Annotated in this window: 15 protein-coding genes; 8 read left to right on the top strand and 7 right to left on the bottom strand. The window is 51.0% G+C overall.

Annotation, left to right across the window (positions count from 1 at the left end):
• Positions 1-163: 163 nt before the first annotated feature.
• The 5 genes from KOO62_06330 to KOO62_06310 all read right to left on the bottom strand — a co-directional run bounded on the left by KOO62_06330 (position 164) and on the right by KOO62_06310 (position 6,413).
• Positions 164-1,819, bottom strand: coding sequence for a hypothetical protein (locus KOO62_06330; GenBank protein ID MBU8933606.1), 1,656 nt, complete (start codon positions 1,817-1,819; stop codon positions 164-166).
• A 186-nt stretch (positions 1,820-2,005) separates the two neighbouring features.
• Positions 2,006-2,536: a dockerin type I repeat-containing protein gene (locus tag KOO62_06325; GenBank protein MBU8933605.1), complete on the bottom strand. Its 531-nt coding sequence runs from the start codon at positions 2,534-2,536 to the stop codon at positions 2,006-2,008.
• A gap of 18 nt (positions 2,537-2,554) precedes the next feature.
• Positions 2,555-5,311 carry a hypothetical protein gene (locus KOO62_06320; GenBank protein ID MBU8933604.1) on the bottom strand — a complete coding sequence of 919 codons (2,757 nt, stop codon included), beginning with the start codon at positions 5,309-5,311 and terminating at the stop codon, positions 2,555-2,557.
• 260 nt (positions 5,312-5,571) lie between these two features.
• On the bottom strand, positions 5,572-5,862 hold the full coding sequence (locus tag KOO62_06315) for a GIY-YIG nuclease family protein (GenBank protein MBU8933603.1): 291 nt from the start codon (positions 5,860-5,862) through the stop codon (positions 5,572-5,574).
• A 383-nt stretch (positions 5,863-6,245) separates the two neighbouring features.
• The gene (locus tag KOO62_06310) at positions 6,246-6,413 is read right to left on the bottom strand and encodes a hypothetical protein (protein ID MBU8933602.1); all 168 of its coding nucleotides are present in this window, start codon (positions 6,411-6,413) and stop codon (positions 6,246-6,248) included.
• Between the two features lie 234 nt (positions 6,414-6,647).
• Here KOO62_06310 and aspS point away from each other — a divergent pair, with 234 nt between their 5' ends.
• The 5 genes from aspS to KOO62_06285 are packed head-to-tail and all read left to right on the top strand — an operon-like array spanning position 6,648 to position 13,432.
• Positions 6,648-8,459 (top strand): aspartate--tRNA ligase, encoded by a 1,812-nt coding sequence (gene aspS / locus KOO62_06305; protein MBU8933601.1) that lies wholly within the window; start codon positions 6,648-6,650, stop codon positions 8,457-8,459.
• A gap of 9 nt (positions 8,460-8,468) precedes the next feature.
• The gene (locus KOO62_06300) at positions 8,469-9,455 is read left to right on the top strand and encodes a PhoH family protein (protein MBU8933600.1); all 987 of its coding nucleotides are present in this window, start codon (positions 8,469-8,471) and stop codon (positions 9,453-9,455) included.
• A gap of 20 nt (positions 9,456-9,475) precedes the next feature.
• Entirely contained in the window at positions 9,476-11,719 is a 2,244-nt protein-coding gene (locus tag KOO62_06295) for an HDIG domain-containing protein (protein MBU8933599.1), read from the top strand.
• Positions 11,716-12,156 (top strand): rRNA maturation RNase YbeY, encoded by a 441-nt coding sequence (gene ybeY, locus KOO62_06290; protein MBU8933598.1) that lies wholly within the window; start codon positions 11,716-11,718, stop codon positions 12,154-12,156. Before KOO62_06295 ends, ybeY begins: the two co-directional genes overlap by 4 nt.
• A complete protein-coding gene (locus KOO62_06285) occupies positions 12,149-13,432 on the top strand; it encodes a hemolysin family protein (GenBank protein MBU8933597.1) in 1,284 nt (427 codons plus the stop codon). The genes ybeY and KOO62_06285 overlap by 8 nt, the downstream gene beginning before the upstream one ends.
• A 321-nt stretch (positions 13,433-13,753) precedes the next feature.
• On the opposite strand, the gene KOO62_06280 is transcribed toward KOO62_06285, so the two are convergent.
• Both KOO62_06280 and KOO62_06275 read right to left on the bottom strand, forming a co-directional pair.
• The gene (locus KOO62_06280; protein MBU8933596.1) at positions 13,754-15,490 is read right to left on the bottom strand and encodes a DUF1957 domain-containing protein; all 1,737 of its coding nucleotides are present in this window, start codon (positions 15,488-15,490) and stop codon (positions 13,754-13,756) included.
• Complete coding sequence (locus KOO62_06275) at positions 15,487-15,819, bottom strand: DUF3467 domain-containing protein (protein ID MBU8933595.1); 333 nt, start codon at positions 15,817-15,819, stop codon at positions 15,487-15,489. Before KOO62_06275 ends, KOO62_06280 begins: the two co-directional genes overlap by 4 nt.
• 122 nt (positions 15,820-15,941) lie before the next feature.
• Between KOO62_06275 and rfaE1 the strand changes: the two genes are divergently transcribed.
• The 3 genes from rfaE1 to KOO62_06260 all read left to right on the top strand — a co-directional run bounded on the left by rfaE1 (position 15,942) and on the right by KOO62_06260 (position 18,202).
• Positions 15,942-16,967: a D-glycero-beta-D-manno-heptose-7-phosphate kinase gene (gene rfaE1, locus KOO62_06270; protein ID MBU8933594.1), complete on the top strand. Its 1,026-nt coding sequence runs from the start codon at positions 15,942-15,944 to the stop codon at positions 16,965-16,967.
• 50 nt (positions 16,968-17,017) lie between these two features.
• The gene (gene rfaE2 / locus KOO62_06265; protein ID MBU8933593.1) at positions 17,018-17,494 is read left to right on the top strand and encodes a D-glycero-beta-D-manno-heptose 1-phosphate adenylyltransferase; all 477 of its coding nucleotides are present in this window, start codon (positions 17,018-17,020) and stop codon (positions 17,492-17,494) included.
• A 75-nt stretch (positions 17,495-17,569) separates the two neighbouring features.
• A complete protein-coding gene (locus tag KOO62_06260; GenBank protein ID MBU8933592.1) occupies positions 17,570-18,202 on the top strand; it encodes a tetratricopeptide repeat protein in 633 nt (210 codons plus the stop codon).

Genomic DNA, 18,202 nt, shown 5'->3' with positions numbered 1-18,202 from the left:
TGTAGGGCAGGAGCCCTTAGCGCTCCTGCCAGAAACCAAGCAATGCCTGGCGGAACCACCAGGGGGTTCCGCCCTATAAACTAATACCTTCCTCCGTTATGGGCAACTCCACAGTCTTGTAGGCGAGGTGGCCATTCAAATCTATTTTAGCTACCCGCAGCTTCTACGGACACGACACCGGTGGTGGGCCACCAGTGAATAAGTACGAAACCAGATAGGTCAAATCAGCAATATTGATCTCGCCATCGCCGTTTATATCAGCTTCTTCCATACACGGTGGCTCTGATCCTCCAGTGAACAGATAGGACACAAGGTAGGTCAGATCAGCAATGTTGATTTCATCGGGCAATTCGTAGTCGACATTACCGCGAATGGGGGGGACACAACAGCCCATCCGAGTGAAGTAGCCTTTGTCGTTGGTGTGTCCCGCGACCCAGACTATTCCGAAATTGGAGGAGCCAATGTAGCTCAAGTCCGGCCTGATGTCCTGGTTCATATATAGGTCGGTATAACTCATCTGGGGGCGGTCCCGCAGTGTTTCAACATCTTCCAAATCATCAAATGGCGCGATGGCAAACCTCTCGCTCCACATACCTGCAGAGCTGTTGTACATGAAGTAGCAGACTCCAACGGCGCCTCCACCTCGCATGTCAATTGCAGGCGTGTAAGTCTTAATCGAGTCAGTGTTATAATATGGGGTCATAAAGTAGGCTGACTCGAAATAGCCCAGCCTGTTGGTCGCTACCACGCATTCACTAAGACCGGTGCTAAGGCGGAAGACATCCGCCACACACGCGATGCTGTTTCCGTATGAACTGAGCGATGTCACCCAGGATGAGGATATATTATACATATCCCATGTCTTCTGAACGGTCCAACCAGGAGGAAGCATGCTGTACGACACTAGCTTAAGTTGATCGCTCTCACTGTAGTATGAGATGAGTCTATCGTAGGTGCCTCCTACCGTGTAAAGACCATCCAAACCATGGCTGATATCGTCGACTTCCGGCAGGAATCCGCTTCCCCAGTCCGACACATCGAAGGGTTCAAAACCTGTGCCGAGAAAAAGGTCTCCGTCCGAGTTCATCCCGAACACGCTCAAGTACGGTTGCGCGTCCTCATCCGTAGAAATGACCATCTCCTTCAGATCCACCGCTGCAATCGTTACGTAGGTGCCTGCCTCCGGGAAGTCGACCAAGCTGCCATCCGAATTACTATATCGAAACAGACGCAGGCGGTTGCTGCTGGTTTGTTTGGCAACATAGCAGTAACCATTAATGTAGGTCATCGAAATCGATTCATGCCATCCACCAGATCCGAGTGAAGACGTCAAATCCCAACTGCTCCCGCCGTCAACAGAGAAGAACATTTTTAGCTGGCAAACGTAGCCATCACCTTCATGGAGTACCGATGCGAAGAGTATGTTTGGATCCTCGGAACTGACACACAATTCGACGTCATAAACGGAATCGTATGGGCAGAAGTTGACTTCCGTATACCGCCCGCCGGGCTGCACAGTAGTTATGTGGGTACGGTATCTGGTGACAACATCGATATTTTCCATACCGACTAGCGTTGTCAGTTGATCGAATAGGTCAAGCGCGGGTTCGTAGCTGCCACTGTTCCACAGAGTCTCAAATTGCTTAACCAGGTCAGAGGCTTCAATTGGATAGTTCTCAGTATCATCCAGTATCAAGTTGATTTCAGCATTCTCCTGCTCAGCAGTGGTCATCAGTCGGAGCGGATTGGCGGTTGTGCCGGCCACACCTACAGCCAGCAGAGCAATAATGGTCAGAAAGGAAATGAATAAACTTCTCATCGTGATCTCCTGCAAGTCAATCTTGTAGGGCAGGAGCCCTTAGCGCTCCTGCCAGAAACCAAGCAATGCCTGGCGGAACCACCAGGGGGTTCCGCCCTATAAACTAATACCTTCCTCCGTTATGGGCAACTCCACAGTCTTGTAGGCGAGGTGGCCATTCAAATCTATTTTAGCTACCCGCAGCTTCTACGGACACGACACCGGTGGTGGGCCACCAGTGAATAAGTACGAAACCAGATAGGTCAAATCAGCTATATTGATCTCGCCATCGCCGTTTACGTCAGTTTCCTCCAAGCACTGAGGAGGTGGACCTCCAGTGAACAAATAGGCCACAAGGTAGGTCAGATCAGCAATATTGATATCGCCGACGTCATCGACGTTGCCGCGAATGCCGTCATGGTTGCAACAGGTGCCGTCGTCACCAGGCTCCTGCCAGAAGCCGTGGCTGAGTTGAAAGCTCACCGACTCACCGTAACCCGTGAAGGGCTGACCCAGGGTGCCAAGCATGCTGAAACTGGCTGAGCTGCCATCGGTCGCACCGCATGACAACACCTCCCAGTCCAACTCGAAGTTCTCTGACGACCCGGCCGGTGACAGTTGCATATCCTGCCGCTCGGGCACTGGCTGCTGTGGGAACGGCGAACTGCCAATCACGGTGTGAATGACAAACAACAGCGCCACCACCGTCAGGGCCGATATGATGATTCTCTTTTTCATCTTCATATTCTCCTGCGGTTACCGGTTAGAAGCCAGTCCACTGTTACTACCATCGGAATTGTGCTGTTGAGCCAGTATCATTTCAACCAGCGTGGTTAACTGAGCCATCTCGGCCCGCAGTTGTGCTATCTCGTCCGTTTTCTCCTCAAGTGTTTGCGCCAGCTCCTGCTGCTGACGAACCATGCGATACAATTCCTGTACACCGATCAACGCTACCCCGGCCATATCGGCTGCCGCAAGGCCCGTAGAACCCGACTGATCACCAACATCAAATTGGGCAAGGAAACTCTCGGTGCTGGGGAAAATGTGCCGCTCGTCGGTTCCAGCATACGTCCAGGCTTCGGCTGGTAGTTGGTCTATCCTCCCAAGTACATCCTGTCCGTCGAGTGTTTCAATACCACCTCGTGACGTCTTGCCGGTGCCAAGAGTCCACACTCCGCCCTCAGTCAGGTAGGCGCCGTTGCCGTTCGTTACGTCGGTTCCGACGTGAATCGGATAGTTGACTCCGTTATCGCAGTCACGGTTGATACCAACGCGACCGGAACTGTCTGCCTCAAAGAAGATCACCCGAAAATCGTTATCAACGCATACTTCGCAGCCGAAAGCCATAGAGTAATCAACCGTTGACGATATCGTATTATATTGACCTCCGGGAATCACCGAGAAATTACCGGCGACACTGTTCTTGTATCCGCCGAGGATACCGCTATACATACCGCTAACAGTATCCAGGTAACCGCCCCCAATGATCGAATAGCTTTCACTGACTATATTCTCGAATCCACCGACTATGGCAGAATAAGGTGCTGTCACGGAGTTTTTGACACCACCCAGTATTACCGCACCAGTATCATTGCCGTCGTCTCCAGCGACATTGTTGCAGCCGGAGAATACACCCGAAAAGAAAGCCAGAGCGGTGTCATATTTCCCGCCCCCCACAGTGGAGTGGGCATTTTCGGCAAAGTTATTTTGCCCCCCGCCAATAGCCGAGTAATCACCGGCACAAGTGTTCGAGTCGCCGCTCACAATTCCTGCAAACTCGCCCGATGCCACGTTGTAGCGACCGCCACTCACAGTTGAATGGGGAGCGCTGGCTTCGTTTTCGTCACCGCCTGATACCGTAGCACCCCAGCCCGAGGCAGTGTTATTACCACCACCACCTACGGTAGTAGCATTCATGCTGGCGGTGTTCTGCCACCCGCCGGCAATAGTAGCGTCGCTGCCGCTGGCTATGTTACGAATACCTCCGCCGATAGAAGCGTAGCTGTTGGTGGCGGTGTTGCCGATGCCACCTGCCACGGTAGACTGCATCCCTGAAGCCACATTTCCGTCTACAGGATTCGTGCCGCCACCGCCGCTGACAGTGCTGTAATGTCCACTCGCGGTATTGCCCATTCCACCTCCAATGTACGAATACCTGGCACTGGCTGTGTTGTTAAAGCCACCGGCTACTGTGGCAGCCGTATCGGCGGCCCCATTGCCGGCCAGGTTCGAGTAACCGGAGAATACACCTCCATACAGCGCATTTACAGTGTCGTATATGCCACCTCCAACGATTGCGAAATCATATCGGGCAGCATTCATATACCCTCCGACAACCGCCGAGTAGAAGTGATCAGCCGAGTTGCTGTTACCACCGACAACAACTGACGAATCCCCTGTAGCATCGTTTCCACCGCCAGCTACAAAAGCGCCTTGACCGGGACTACCATTATAGATACCGATGTTGGCCTGGCCGGTAACACGCAGATTGCCGACCACTTCCAGCTTCTCACTGGGGGTGTCAGTGCCAATCCCCACACTGTCGTCGATGTCCGTCAGGTAAGTGTAGTTGCTGGTGCCGGGGCATTCCCAACAACTGCTTCCTTCTACACTGGCAGTTGTTAGAGAACTTCCATCGGGAAAAGTTATGCCTAGATTCGTAATTGAAACAGAATCTGCCCGACCGGAACCGACTAATGAAAGGGTCGGCCCCATATCATCGACAACAATATTCACACTGCTGTTGTCGCCAGCAACAAAGCTCATGGCTGCGCAGTCCTTGTCGACAGCAATACCATATCCCATCGTAGCTGTTGTTGTCTTGTAAGTAACATCGAGCAACGCTACGTTGCTGTCTACCACGATGCTCACACCGCTCGTGTCGTCAGTCATGGTGTTGAAGAAGACAAAATTAACCAAAGCCGCGGCGTCGCTACAGGCTTGTGTAATCGACGACACCAGGTCGCCACTGGTGCGTTCGAACCGATTATAGGCTACCACGGTGCCGTCGTCGGCATCAGAGCTGAGTTCAATGGCTGGGTTCCCCGCTGTGTCCGGGATGTACATCAAGGACGGCTCGGTAACGATATGCCCGTCCACGCCCTGTGCGAAATGCGCCCGGGGGACGGCACCGATCTCGGTGCGGGGTTCTATATCTTCGCCGTCAATAGTGACTTGCAGCCAGCGTCTCGCAGTATCCCCCCAACCTATGCCTCTGGCGACAGCGCTGTCCGGTATCGGAATGATACTTCCCATCCGTACTGAGAATTGGCCGGAGTCAACGGTGACGGTCGGGTGATTCTCTATCCAGAGCTGGGCGCCCGACGTGGAATCATCATAGATGGCGTAGGTGATTGACACCGTAGTGTCCAGCGCATTGCCATCAGAGTCACTCAGAAAACCCTGCTGGGTGTACTCGCAGTCATAGAGATGCCAGTCAGCAACCACGACCGACGCCGTGAGAGCAACCAGTGCCAGGGCCGCGACAACCTGTAATAGAACGATGCGTTTCATGTCATACCTCCTGTGGTATTTATGTTTGTTTGTCTATGAGTCTATTTGTCTAAACTATGACACTCCTCCGATCGGGTGTCCTGTCCCCGGCTGTGTGGCCGGCACAAACTTGTTTGGGCCGGAAGAATCCTTCTTTTTGTCATTCCGGCGAACGCCGGAATCCAGTCTTCGTATCCAGGACTGGATGCCGGATCAAGTCCGGCATGACAAGGTCATTTGGTTCTCCTGTCTCTGTCATTCCGGCGCACGCCGGAATCCAGTCAAACAATGCTATCATACAAATCCTGCCAATTTGGATTACCGCTCTCAATCAACTCCAGTTTCCATTTTCGTTTCCAATCTTTCAATCGCTTCTCCCGAGTAATAGCGGATTCCATACTTCCGTGTAATTCAAACCAAACCAGTTGATGAACATTGTAACGTTTGGTAAATCCTTCTAACATATTATTTTTGTGTTCCCATATCCTCTTTATGAGGTTTGAAGTCACACCGATATAAAGCGTACCATTTCGTTTGCTTGCCAAAATGTATACAGCAGGTTGTCTATTCATTGATGCAACTTCCGGATCGAGGTCCTGGGTCGGCTCTGGATTCCGGCTTTCGCCGGAATGACAAAGAAAACTGGAATGACAAAGAAAGCCGGAATTATAACACCTCCCACCTAAGTCAGCGCATACGGGGGTTCTGCCCTACTAACCCTATGTTTATCTCCTGGTGAAATTATCTGTCTAAATTATTATGCTCCTCCGTCATGGACAGGTCCACCGTACATATTTGAAGAGAGCGTATTCTGCAACTACGTTTTGTTTGCAACAACGCTCTGCGTTTGTGTCCGAGATGTGAGTGCAAGATGATATTGCGCAATCGGTATGATTACAATATAGGATCAATTGGCCTGTTTAACAAGGCCTTTTCTCGTGACTGGGTGGCCGGCTCAAACTGGTTTGGGCCGGATTGATTGCCGCCATGCTTCGACTCCGCTCAGCATGACGAAGACGTCCTCGGAAGAATCATGCAACCAGGCGATGCCTGCCAAACGAGTTTGAGCATGGCACCCGGCGGTGTTGCCGATGCCACCCGCCGTGTCTCCTTTCGGTAACATCAATTATGAGGCAACGTATCATTTGACTCCCACTATTTCTCTACCCTCGGTAACATTTATTGTGAGGCAATTCGCTTCATCTCGAGCAAATCGTGCCCGCTTGACATCGGTTAGGCGAGTTTGTACCTTCCCGATGCACAAGAGCGACTTGCCGGGGCAGGGGAATGCCTACGGCATTGATAAATTGTACGGATAACAATGAGTTGGGTAGGTTAAGTGATATCGTTTTCTGAAATACAAAGAACCCACACCTGCGGAGAACTGCGGGCCTCAGATGTAGGCACCAGTGTTTGTCTCAATGGCTGGGTCGATGGCTACCGCAATCTGGGTGGTTTACTTTTTCTCGATTTGCGCGATCGGTACGGTATTTCGCAGGTTGTAATCAACCCCGAGACCTTCGACCACAACATGCTGGCGGAGGCGAACCGCGCACGCCATGAATTCGTCGTAGCGGCCATTGGCGAAGTGTGTCACCGGCCGGATGGTACTATCAATGCAAGTATGGACACCGGGGAAATTGAAGTCAATGCGGATGCCTTCTATATTGTGGCGGAATCAGAGACTCCACCTTTCGTAATCGAGGATGAGACCACAGCCAGTGATAAACTTCGTTTGGAGTTTCGCTATCTGGACCTGCGTCGCAAGTCGGTGCAGGAGAAATTTAGGTTTCGCCATGAGGCGACGCAGGCCGTGCGTAATCATCTGTCCGACCAGGGTTTCTACGAAATAGAGACACCACTGATGATCCGCTCGACGCCGGAAGGTGCCCGTGACTATGTGGTTCCCAGCCGACTGTACAGGGGGAAGTTCTACGCATTGCCACAGTCACCCCAATTGTTTAAGCAGATTCTCATGTGCGCCGGATTCGACAAATATTTCCAGATTGCTCGCTGTCTGCGCGATGAGGACCTCCGTTCGGATCGTCAGCCGGAACATACCCAGATAGACCTGGAGATGTCATTCGCCACGCCGGAAGATGTTTTCGGAGTCTCGGAAAGAATGATGGCCGATCTTTTCAAACGGACGCTGGGTGTTGATATCGAGATGCCGTTTCCGCGCCTCACCTATCGGGAAGCGATCGCACGGTTTGGTATCGACAAGCCTGACCTCCGGTTCGGAATGGAGATATTCGATCTGACGGACGACGTGAAAGACTGCGAGTTTAAGGTTTTTGCCGGGAATGTCGCTTCGGGTGGAGTGGTCAAAGGAATCGTGCTCAAGGGAGGTGGTTCTTATTCCCGGAAGCAGATCGACAATCTTACCGCGCTTGCAAAAGAGGCTGGTGGCGGCGGATTGGCGTACGTACTGCGGGCGGAAGCGGGGGACAAGTCACCCATATTGAAATTCATAGGCGAAGAGGTCAAGGATCGGCTGTGTGCTACGGCGCAGGTCGAAGCGGGCGATGCATTGTTTATTGTTTCGGACAAGAAAGAGAAGACCGAAATTATTCTCGGCCAGTTGCGACTTCATCTTGGTAAAGAACATGAGTTGATTGGCGACAACCAGTGGCGATTCTTGTGGATCACCGAGTTCCCGCTTTTTGAACACGATGAGGAAACCGATTCGCTACAAGCCGCACACAACATTGTATCCTGCCCTATGGAGGAAGATATGGATTTGGTGGAGGAAGGATTCAAGTCCGACCTGCCAAAATCCGATCTCAACCATCCCTGGCGGAAGGCACGTGCCCAGCAGTACGACTTGGTATTGAATGGCTGGGAGATGGCCTCCGGTGGTCAGCGGATTAACCGACGTGAACTTCAGGAGAGGATCTTGGAGATAATCGGTATCGACAATAAACGCGCTGACCGGATGTTTGGCTTCCTGCTACGGGCTTTGGAGTATGGTGCTCCACCGCATGCAGGGGTCGCTGTCGGGTTGGATCGACTGATTGCTTTGATGACTGGAACCGATAGTATAAGAGATGTGATTGCGTTTCCGAAAACGACCAATGCGCTGTCTTTGATGGACGGCTCACCGGCCGAGATCGACCAGGCGCAACTTGATGAACTGGGTTTGCAGATAAAGGAGGAACCCAAGGCTTAGCAGCCGGCTATGAATCCAGGCCCTGAGGAGCATGTAGTTCGCACCTTCACTCTCGAAGGAATCGACCAGCGCTTGTTGTTTGGTCAAAATGATACCTTCCTGAGAATGATTGAAGCGAGCTTTGGGAGCAGAGTATTTGCACGCGGGGATCGAGTCGTAATCGACGGTCCTCCGGATACGGTGGAGCATATTGTCCGACTACTGGACGATCTCGTGACCAGAATTGGACAGGGAGATGCCATCACCGAACAGTATCTGAGTTATGCTATGGCGATGGTCAAGGAAAACGGCGTCGGACCGGCCGATGAGCTTTCCACTCGCGCTCTCCTGACAAGCTCTCTTAAGAAGGAGATCAAGCCCAGAACTGTCGGTCAGACAAAATACGTCGATGCTGTGGAAGCTAACGACCTTGTGTTTTCTATTGGTCCCGCCGGAACTGGGAAAACATATCTGGCGGTAGCTATGGCGGTAGCTCATCTCAAGGCGGATCGAGTTCAGAGGATTATTTTTACGCGGCCAGCGGTGGAAGCAGGCGAGTCGCTGGGTTTCTTACCTGGTGATATTCGCGCCAAAGTTGACCCGTACTTACGGCCGGTTTACGATGCCCTTTATGATATGTTACCTCCAGACAAGATTCGCCGGCTAACCGAGATGGGAGTGCTTGAGATTGCGCCACTGGCCTTTATGCGAGGACGAACGCTCAATGATGCTTTTATAGTGTTGGATGAGGCTCAGAACACGACCAGTGCTCAGATGAAAATGTTACTGACGCGAGTCGGAGAGAAATCAAAAGCGGTCGTCACAGGAGACATTACGCAAATTGATCTTGATGACCGGCGTACTTCGGGACTGGTGAGCGTTCAGAAGGTTGTAAAGGGTATTAAGGGTGTGGAGTTTGTGTACTTGACCGACAAGGATGTTGTTCGACACCGGCTGGTTCAAAGCATCATCAAAGCCTATGATGCTTATGAGAAACGTGGTCGGAAAAGGAAATAGGCGAAACACGGATTCGTTCCATGTTTTCTTTGTTGCTGAAAATTAAAAGAGCAGTCAAGCGACTGCTGAAAGTGCAGAGCGAGAGTCGCCAGCGTCCGGTATACACGACCCGCTCGCGCACTCTGAAAGTGCTGATGCTCGTAGTTCTCTCCGCCCTGATCGGAGTGATCTATCCAGGCGAGGATCTGTTTGATCCGTTTGATGTCCCTCGTCGTGGCGAAATCGCCCTTGAGGACATTGTCGCGCCTTTTGTTATTACTGTATTCAAGACAGATCGCGAGCTCGAAGAAGAACGTGATATCGCACGGTTGACTGTGCCGTATGTAGTTGACCATGATGCTGTCGCCGAACAGGCTGCCTACAATCAACTGAATGGTTTTCTATCTCTGGCTGATTCAATGTCGAGCGATTCGGGTTGGCGTTCGGATATCGATGATCGTTCGAGACTAATATCAGAGCGGTACTCCCTGTTGAGCAGATCGGCAATTGAACAATCACTTGAACATGAGAACCTCGAACTGGTTCGTTCCCGTTTGACGGAAATATACCGCGAAGACATCTACAAAGTTGGTGTATTGGAGCAAACAGGGGCCATTCCTGATACCAAGAACAAGAATGTCTTGATTCGACGGGGTGAGCGGGAGAATATATATTATCGTGATCGGTTGTTGGACGTTGTTCTGGCTAATGGCCATCTGTTGACTGCTCTGAATAATCTCTTTGCCAGTGATTCGATTGATGTTGAATACTGTTACCTGATCGGACGATCATTTGTGCAGCCCAGCTTGCACGTCAATATGGCGGAGTACAACCGCCGCGTACAGGAAGAGCTTGATCATATCACGCCCATCAAAGAAGTTGTGCGTCAGGGTGACATAGTTGTTCGTTCGGGTGTTAAGGTTCGAGACCGACAGGAACGGGTGCTTCAGGAGATGGTTGCAATTCAACGCTCTGAGGCGTCTCGTCAGGGCTGGTTCCTCAACCTCCTGCCGGTCCTGGCTCGTATCCTCCTGGTGATGATGGCTTTTACTACTCTCTATCTGTTTCTTTACTATTTCAGACGGGAGATATACTACTCCAACGCCAAATTGCTCACGACCCTTGGTGTCTTTGGTCTTCAATTGGCTATCATATATCTCATCAATCAGTGGGATGTCTCCATGTATCTCTATCCGGTGGCTTTTCTGGCCATGATGTTAACGATTTTGTTTGATGCCGAAGTAGGGATATTGGCCACTATTGTTCTGGCAGTATTGCTGGGGGTAATGCACCGATTCGATTTCACCCTTGTGTTCATGACCATTGTGTTGGGTACGGTTGCCTCTCTTGCCTCCCATCAGGTGCGGCGACGCGCTCACTTCTTTCGCATTATGCTCATCACTTCATTGTCGTGTGCACTATTCATCCTATTGGTCGAAAATTTCAAAGTGACACCGCAGGCGGATATCATGACCGAGGTCGGTTTTGGGTTGGCCAACGGGTTTATTGCTATGTTGCTTACAATCGGGTTGCTGCCGGTGTTTGAATCATTATTTGGTATCACCACCGATATTACCCTATTGGAGCTATCCGACCTTAATCACCCTTTGCTGAAACGACTTGCGGTGGAAGCTCCGGGAACTTACCAGCACTCTATTATCGTTGGCAATTTATCGGAAGCTGCTGCAGAGGCGATTGGTGCCAACTCGCTTCTGGCGCGGGTTGGAGCATATTATCACGATGTAGGGAAGATGGAAATACCCGAGTACTTCGTTGAAAATCAATTGAGCATTAAATCGAAGCACGAATCGCTAACGCCCTCAATGTCGTCATTGATCTTATCGTCGCACGTCAAGCGAGGACGACAACTGGGAGAGGCGTCCGACGTGCCCGATGATGTTCTCAATTTTATCGAGGAACATCACGGTACGATGGTCCAGACATATTTCTATGACAAGGCGATGAAGCAGGGAGAGAGTGAGGAAGAGATTGATAACTTCCGCTATCCCGGACCGCGACCACAGACAAGAGAAACCGGTATTGCGATGTTAGCCGATGCTGTCGAGGCGGCCAGTCGAACCCTGGATCGTCCCAGTCCAGCTCGGATCGATTCACTCATTCAGCGTATAATCAATGCTCGTTTCCAGTCGGGTGAACTCAATCAATGTCCTCTTACGCTCAGGGATCTGGCCAAAATCAAGGAAGCTTTTGCCAAGGTCCTTATCGCGGCATTCCACCACCGGGTTGAATATCCGCAGAAGGTCGCGGTGGACGAGATACAATGAAGCTCAATATTTTCAGAGAGACAAATGTACGTGTCCCGAGACAGAAGATTATTGCCCTGTTTGAAACAATATGCAGAGCTGAAAGCAAGTCCGCCGCAAAGGGACAGGTTAATCTCATCCTGACGACCGATAGTCGTTTGCGTTCTCTCAACAGTCAGTATAGAAACATCAATAATCCGACGGATGTCCTTTCATTCAATATCGATTCACCGGGCAACGACGATCGCATCGTTGGCGAGATCTACATTGCTGCGCCGACTGCCACTCGCCAGGCCAGACGTTTTGGAACCAGCCTGTCCCAGGAATTGCTTAGACTGACGTGTCACGGACTACTTCATCTGTTCGGCCATGATCACGAGACGAGTGACCAGAGACAGAAGATGGAGAGTTTGGAAGATAGCTATCTTGTCGTGGCAGGAGGGAAACAAGATGCCTGAGTTGATATATTGCTCAGTTGTGCTTATCTCCTACATAACGGCCTATATCATGTCGCTGTATTCGATGGCGGTCTATATCGACCCGGACGATCTCAGCACTCTCCAGTCGAATGTAACCGGCATGCGACATAATTTCCTCCGTCGCCTGGCCGATGATCCGCAGTTGTTTGTCCAGATTGCCGCCGTTTACAATTCCTTCGCCCTAGTGACTATCAGCATCCTGACCTATCACTATTTCTATCAGATGGATGTTCCCGCCAGCTGGCCGCGGTTGGCTCTTCCATTGACAGGATTGGTAATGACATGGGTTGTTTATATTCTGACTGTTGAATATCTCCCACGCCGCTCATCACGTAACGCCATCAATCCGCGTATGAAAAAACATCTGTGGTTCATACTCATTGTGTATTACCTGGCCTATCCGCTGGTTCGGGCGTATCGGGGTATTCTGGCGAGCGTTACCAGCGAAACTTTGGTTACGGAGGAGGAGAAGGAAGAGATAGTGGAGCGCGCTATCGAGACTCTGGCCGAACAGGCCGGTATTAGCGAGTCCCTCGTTGAAGAAGACGAGAGAGAGATGATCAGCCAGATATTCCAACTCGACCAGACGGTCGTCCGTGAGATTATGATTCCACGTATTCAGATAACCGCTATCGACAACGGAATGTCCTTTGGAGGAATCCGGCGGTTGGTTCTGAAGGATGGCCACTCGCGATACCCGGTCTACGACGGTTCCATAGACAAGGTTGTCGGATTGATATACGTGAAAGATCTCTTTAATCGTCTTCCTGAACCGGGCGAGAAATTTGAAATCAGCTCCTTCCTCAGGAAGCCGTATTTCGTACCGGAAACGAAAATTATCAGCGATCTGTTGCGCGAGTTTAAGAGCAGGCGTCTTCATATTGCCATGGTTGTGGACGAATATGGTGGACTTGCCGGACTGGTGACGCTTGAGGATATCATCGAGGAAATCTTTGGAGAGATTCAGGATGAACACGATTCTGAACAAGCTGAATTCACCGTCCTTCCCGATGGTCGATACCAGGTGGATGCTGGACTTATGGTCGAAGATTTGCAGGAGCGTCTTGAGATCGACTATGAGCAGGGTGACTACGACACTGTCGGGGGACTAATCTATGACCTGGTCGGTTCCGTCCCTCACAAGGGACAGATAGTCAAGTGGCACGATTTGGAATTCGTGGTCGATAAGATCAATGGGCAGCGTATCGTATCGGTGACTGTTACCCTGACCAGAAATGGCGATAGAAAAGAATAGTCAATACCAACGAAAACAAGATGCCGGCCAGAAAACCAGTTCGGAAAGTGTCAAACTTCTTCCAGAACTTATTCGCCTTCGGTGGCGGTATCATAGAGCGACAATGCTTGCAAAGTTTGGCTCCTTTAGCCACGGGCTCCCTACAATAGGGACATCTACTTACCTGCTTCAATAATGACATGCACAAGTATTTCACCCATTACGTGGCGTAATCAAGCTAAAAAAGTCGGTATTGGCTGTCGCATAACCAGGCAGTCGAGGGTTCGCCACGACTGCCCGGTGGATTCGCGTTGATGCGAAACTTAGGTCAAACGATATTCTTCAGGCAGGAAATTCAACTCCGGCGAACCACTCGATCTCAATATCTTCGAAAAGATGGTCACGCTGTTGGCAGTCATGGAAGAGTTTCTTTTCGCCTTCATCAAGCGACTGGCCATCGATCTTTATCTGTATCAATGCGGCCAGGCGTTTGAAATCCTCGTAATGTTCTGTCATACGCAACTCAGCATAGTCACGTGCCGCCCAGGTGGAGATAAGAAACTGCCAATCCGAGGCTGACATCAACATGAGTTCGCGAGCAAGCTGTTTGAGAAGCTCATGCAGTTCGTCGTCCTGTTGGTCAGACTCCTCACACCAGTAGCGAGCCAGTTCGCACATCCTGGCTTCGGACTCGTAGATATGTTTCCACGTCCAATCGTTGTGCTTGTTCAGCCAGATGTAGTGGTGGTTGCCCTGTCCCCAGCTTCCTTCGGGGATAGATATGATCTTGGAAGGAGGTTTGCGGTCGAGTTGGTCCGAGAGAAAGGTCATCTCGACAGTCTTGCTATCTTCCATGTTTTTGAGAGCTTCCTTGAGGAAGTCGTGGCCTTCGAACCACCAGTGACCGAACAACTCGGCATCATAGGGAGCTACAAGAATCCCTGGTTGTTTGGAAGTTTCATGGTACTCGGCGAGAATACCCTCAACTTTGGAAGTATAGTGACTGGCGTTTTCCGGGCAACGTGACAAGGCGCTCTCGCGATTGTATTCCACTTTGTCGGCCAGGTCTGCTTTGGATGATGTAACGGCCCAGTAGCGGTGTCCACCTGGGAAACGCTTCTTGTGGAAATCAAGATAACTGCCGTCGCCGGGATAGCCATGCTCGCCCGACCAGACCAGCAGACCGGTCTCAGGATCGCGGGAGAATATAGCGGTTGGTTTCTTGCCTTCCGGCGCGCAGGAGACCAGGTAGACCTCACGCGGTGTTTTATCGAATTCTTCTTCCCGGGGCTTGTATTGTTCTTCGAACTGTCCCCAGAGCAACTTAAGAGCATCGAACCGATCGATATAGACTCCCAGCGATTTGCCACCCTTAAGCAGCACGGAGTCGATGATGAAGAAATCGATACCATTTTCAGTCAGAAACTCATCAGACCCTTTGCGAAGGTAGCTGTCGGTACGGCCATTGATAGGAACCGGTGGGGTCCATTCGTAGCGCGGGCGATAGGCGCACTCGGGCAACCATTGTCCGCGAGGTGCACGACCGAAGTGACGCTTGTAATTTTTGACAGCCATCTTGGTCTGAGCTTGCAGGGATTCATCACGTGAGAGAAGGGGATAGTAGCCGTGTGTTGCTCCACACGTTATGATCTCAAGAACGCCGCTGTCTTGTAGACGCCGAAATTCAGGGAGGATAGAACGGCCTATCTTCTCGAATTGCTCACGGGTCTGTCCATAGAATTTCTCCCAGAAATGAGCCGTTGCCAGCATGCTTTTCTGCCCATACTTGTGAAACTCTTCAGCATCAAGCTGAGCTGCTTCAATTTTCTGGTGCAGGTAGTCTGTGAATTCATCCTTGAAGGAGTCATCAGCCAGTTGTTCGCAGAGCACCGGAGACAGTCCTATCGTTAGCTTAGGATGGTATCCTTCTGCGACAAGCTCATCAAGCATACGGACCATTGGCAAATATGTCTCGGCGGTTGCTTCACTAAGCCAGTCTGTTCCATGCGGCCAGCGCCCGTGCGACATTACGTAGGGAAGATGGCTATGGAGTACGAAGGCGAAGTATCCTTTGGTCATTTCTCCTCCGTGTCGCGGTCGGTAGCGGATTCGAAGCCTATGTTCTTAGAGGTTTGCGGCTGTCCGCTATGGATTTTAATCTCGCCGTACTGACCTTCAAACTTCTTGAGGTTGTCCTCCAGTGTTTTATGCAACATCTTGGCGTGCATCGGCGTCATGATGATGCGTGAGAGAACTTTGGCCTTTTGTACGCGAGGCATGATTCTGGCGAAGTCAATGATGATCTCGGTAGGTGAATGCAGGATCATAGCCAGATTGGCGTATATTCCTTCGGCTGCTTTCTCGTCCAGTTCGACCCCAATCTGCTGTTGCGGAGGTAATTGCTGCATATTGTCCTTCTTCTTTACGGCTCTGTTTAAGGCACTTGTTTCAGACACGGCAATGTAATATATTCATGCCCGAAGTGAAAGCAATAGCCGTTTATCGGCAAAATGATTCAGGAGATGAGACCGTGTCACTGGACGCTGCACGATTCGACGAGATTTCTTCGAAGATTGGCCACGCAAAGGTCATGATTCTGGGCGACATCATGCTCGACGAATACCTGTTTGGGTCAGTGCACCGTATTTCGCCTGAGGCTCCAGTGCCGGTCGTGGAAGTCACATCCGACCGGATTCTGTTGGGAGGGGCGGCCAATGTTGCGGCCAATATCCGAACCCTGGGAGACGAACCGGTGCTGGTTGGTACAGTGGGGGAAGATGAGGCAGCTGCCAAGCTAACAAGACTGCTCGGACAGCGAGGGATTTCCAGTGATTTCTGTGTCACTGACAAATCCCGGCGTACGACTATTAAGACTCGGATCATGGCTCATAGCCAACAGGTTGTGCGGGCTGATCGCGAGGATTGTCACGAACTCGACGCGGAAATCGAACAATGTGTATTCGATCGTTTTATGTCTATTTCAGATGAGATCGGTGCTTTGATAATTTCTGACTACGGTAAAGGAGTGGTGACGCCGTCCCTGCTAAAGAAGGTCATTGATGTTTGCGAGGACAAGAATATCTTTGTGGGTGTCGATCCCAATGAGTCCCGTTTCTCCAACTACCGACGAGTTTCGCTCATAACTCCGAATCATCATGAAGCTGGTTTTGCGTACGGGCGTCGAATAGCATCCGTTGCCGACCTGAATGAAGTAGGTTACGGGTTGCTCAAACAGTTGCAGGCGCGATCAATTCTGATTACTCGCGGAGGGGATGGAATGTCGCTGTTTGAAGACGGGGGTGGCGTGACGCATATTCCCACTTTTGCCCGCAAGGTGTTTGATGTCACGGGTGCCGGTGATACGGTTATTGCGCTGTTTGCGTCGGCTGTCTGCGCCGGAGCTGATCTGGTCGAAGCGGCAGTGGTAGCTAACACTGGAGCCGGCCTGACTGTGGCTGAAGTGGGCACAGCAACCGTGAAAAAGGCGCAACTGCGCAAGGAACTACAACGCAATATCAAAAACGGAAATCTGGAATCAACTGCGGTCGAGGCTTAGACAATGTGGTCTGGCCAGCCAGATAACCAGTAATGCTTCGGTAGACAGCTATGACTCCCAAGAATCTCATTCCACGGTCCAGGGTCGCGTCGGTAATCGCCGGTCTAAAACGCAAGAGACATACCATTGTGTTTACTAATGGTGTCTTTGATATTTTGCATCGTGGTCACGTTGAGTATCTGGCACGGGCGAAAAAGCTCGGCGATATTTTGATTGTGGGCCTCAATAGTGATGCTTCCGTACGTCGCTTGAAAGGACAATCTCGACCTCTTCAGCGGCAACAAGATCGCGCCGCTATTCTTCTGGCTCTTAGGGCGGTTGACTATGTTGTTGTGTTTGGCGAAGATACGCCCGACAAGCTAATTCAATCCGTGAAGCCTGACATACTTGCCAAAGGAGCTGACTACAAGCTTTCAGAGATTGTCGGAGCAGAGTTTGTAAAGTCATATGGGGGAAAGGTACGGCGCATTCGGCTGACCAAGGGACAGTCTACCAGCAGGATTATCAAGCACACGAAGACAAGCTGAGGGTTCCCGCTCCGCAGCATGGGGATATGATTTCATGACTTGCGTTTCTTTGTACAGAATCCTAATTTGGTAATTATGTTCGCATTGTCTGATCAACATTCCGAATCCTCGCGTGATGAGCTTGTCCGACAGGGATACTGGCCGGCTCGTGCAGCCAGGTTTCTGGCTGATGGAAAGTACTCGCGCGCAGTGGAGATTTGTCGTGAGTATCTTAGCGATACACCTCACATGGTATCAGGACGACTCGTCTATGCCGAGGTTCTCTATCGTGCGGGTCAGGTGGAGCGAGCGACCGAACAGTTCTATCGAGTGCTTTCCCTTGATCCCGACCATCTGGTAGCGCTCAAGTATCTTGGCGATATCAAGTACGCCGACGGTGATGAACTAACCGCACAGGCCAATTACCAGCGTATTCTTGAAATCGATCCCGGTTGTTGTGGGTTACGTTCGGAGATGCAAAAGAGAAAAACCGAGACGACCAGAACGGTAACCATACATCGTCGAACGGAGACAGCCGCCGCTATGCCCACGGAAATGCTGCGGGAGATACCATTTTATACGGAGACGGTGGGTGACCTGTATTTGTCGCAGGGGCATCACCGACTGGCGGCGTCCGTATTCCAGAACCTGGTGGATAAAGACGACAATCCGCGCTTGCGTGAAAAACTCGACAATGCAGAGAAAAAGATAATCACAAAGGAACCTTAA

Source organism: Candidatus Zixiibacteriota bacterium (assembly GCA_019038695.1).
Lineage (GTDB): Bacteria > Zixibacteria > MSB-5A5 > GN15 > FEB-12 > B120-G9.
The sequence above is the reverse complement of the archived record's forward strand: the minus strand, read 5'-3'. Positions and strand labels throughout refer to the sequence as shown.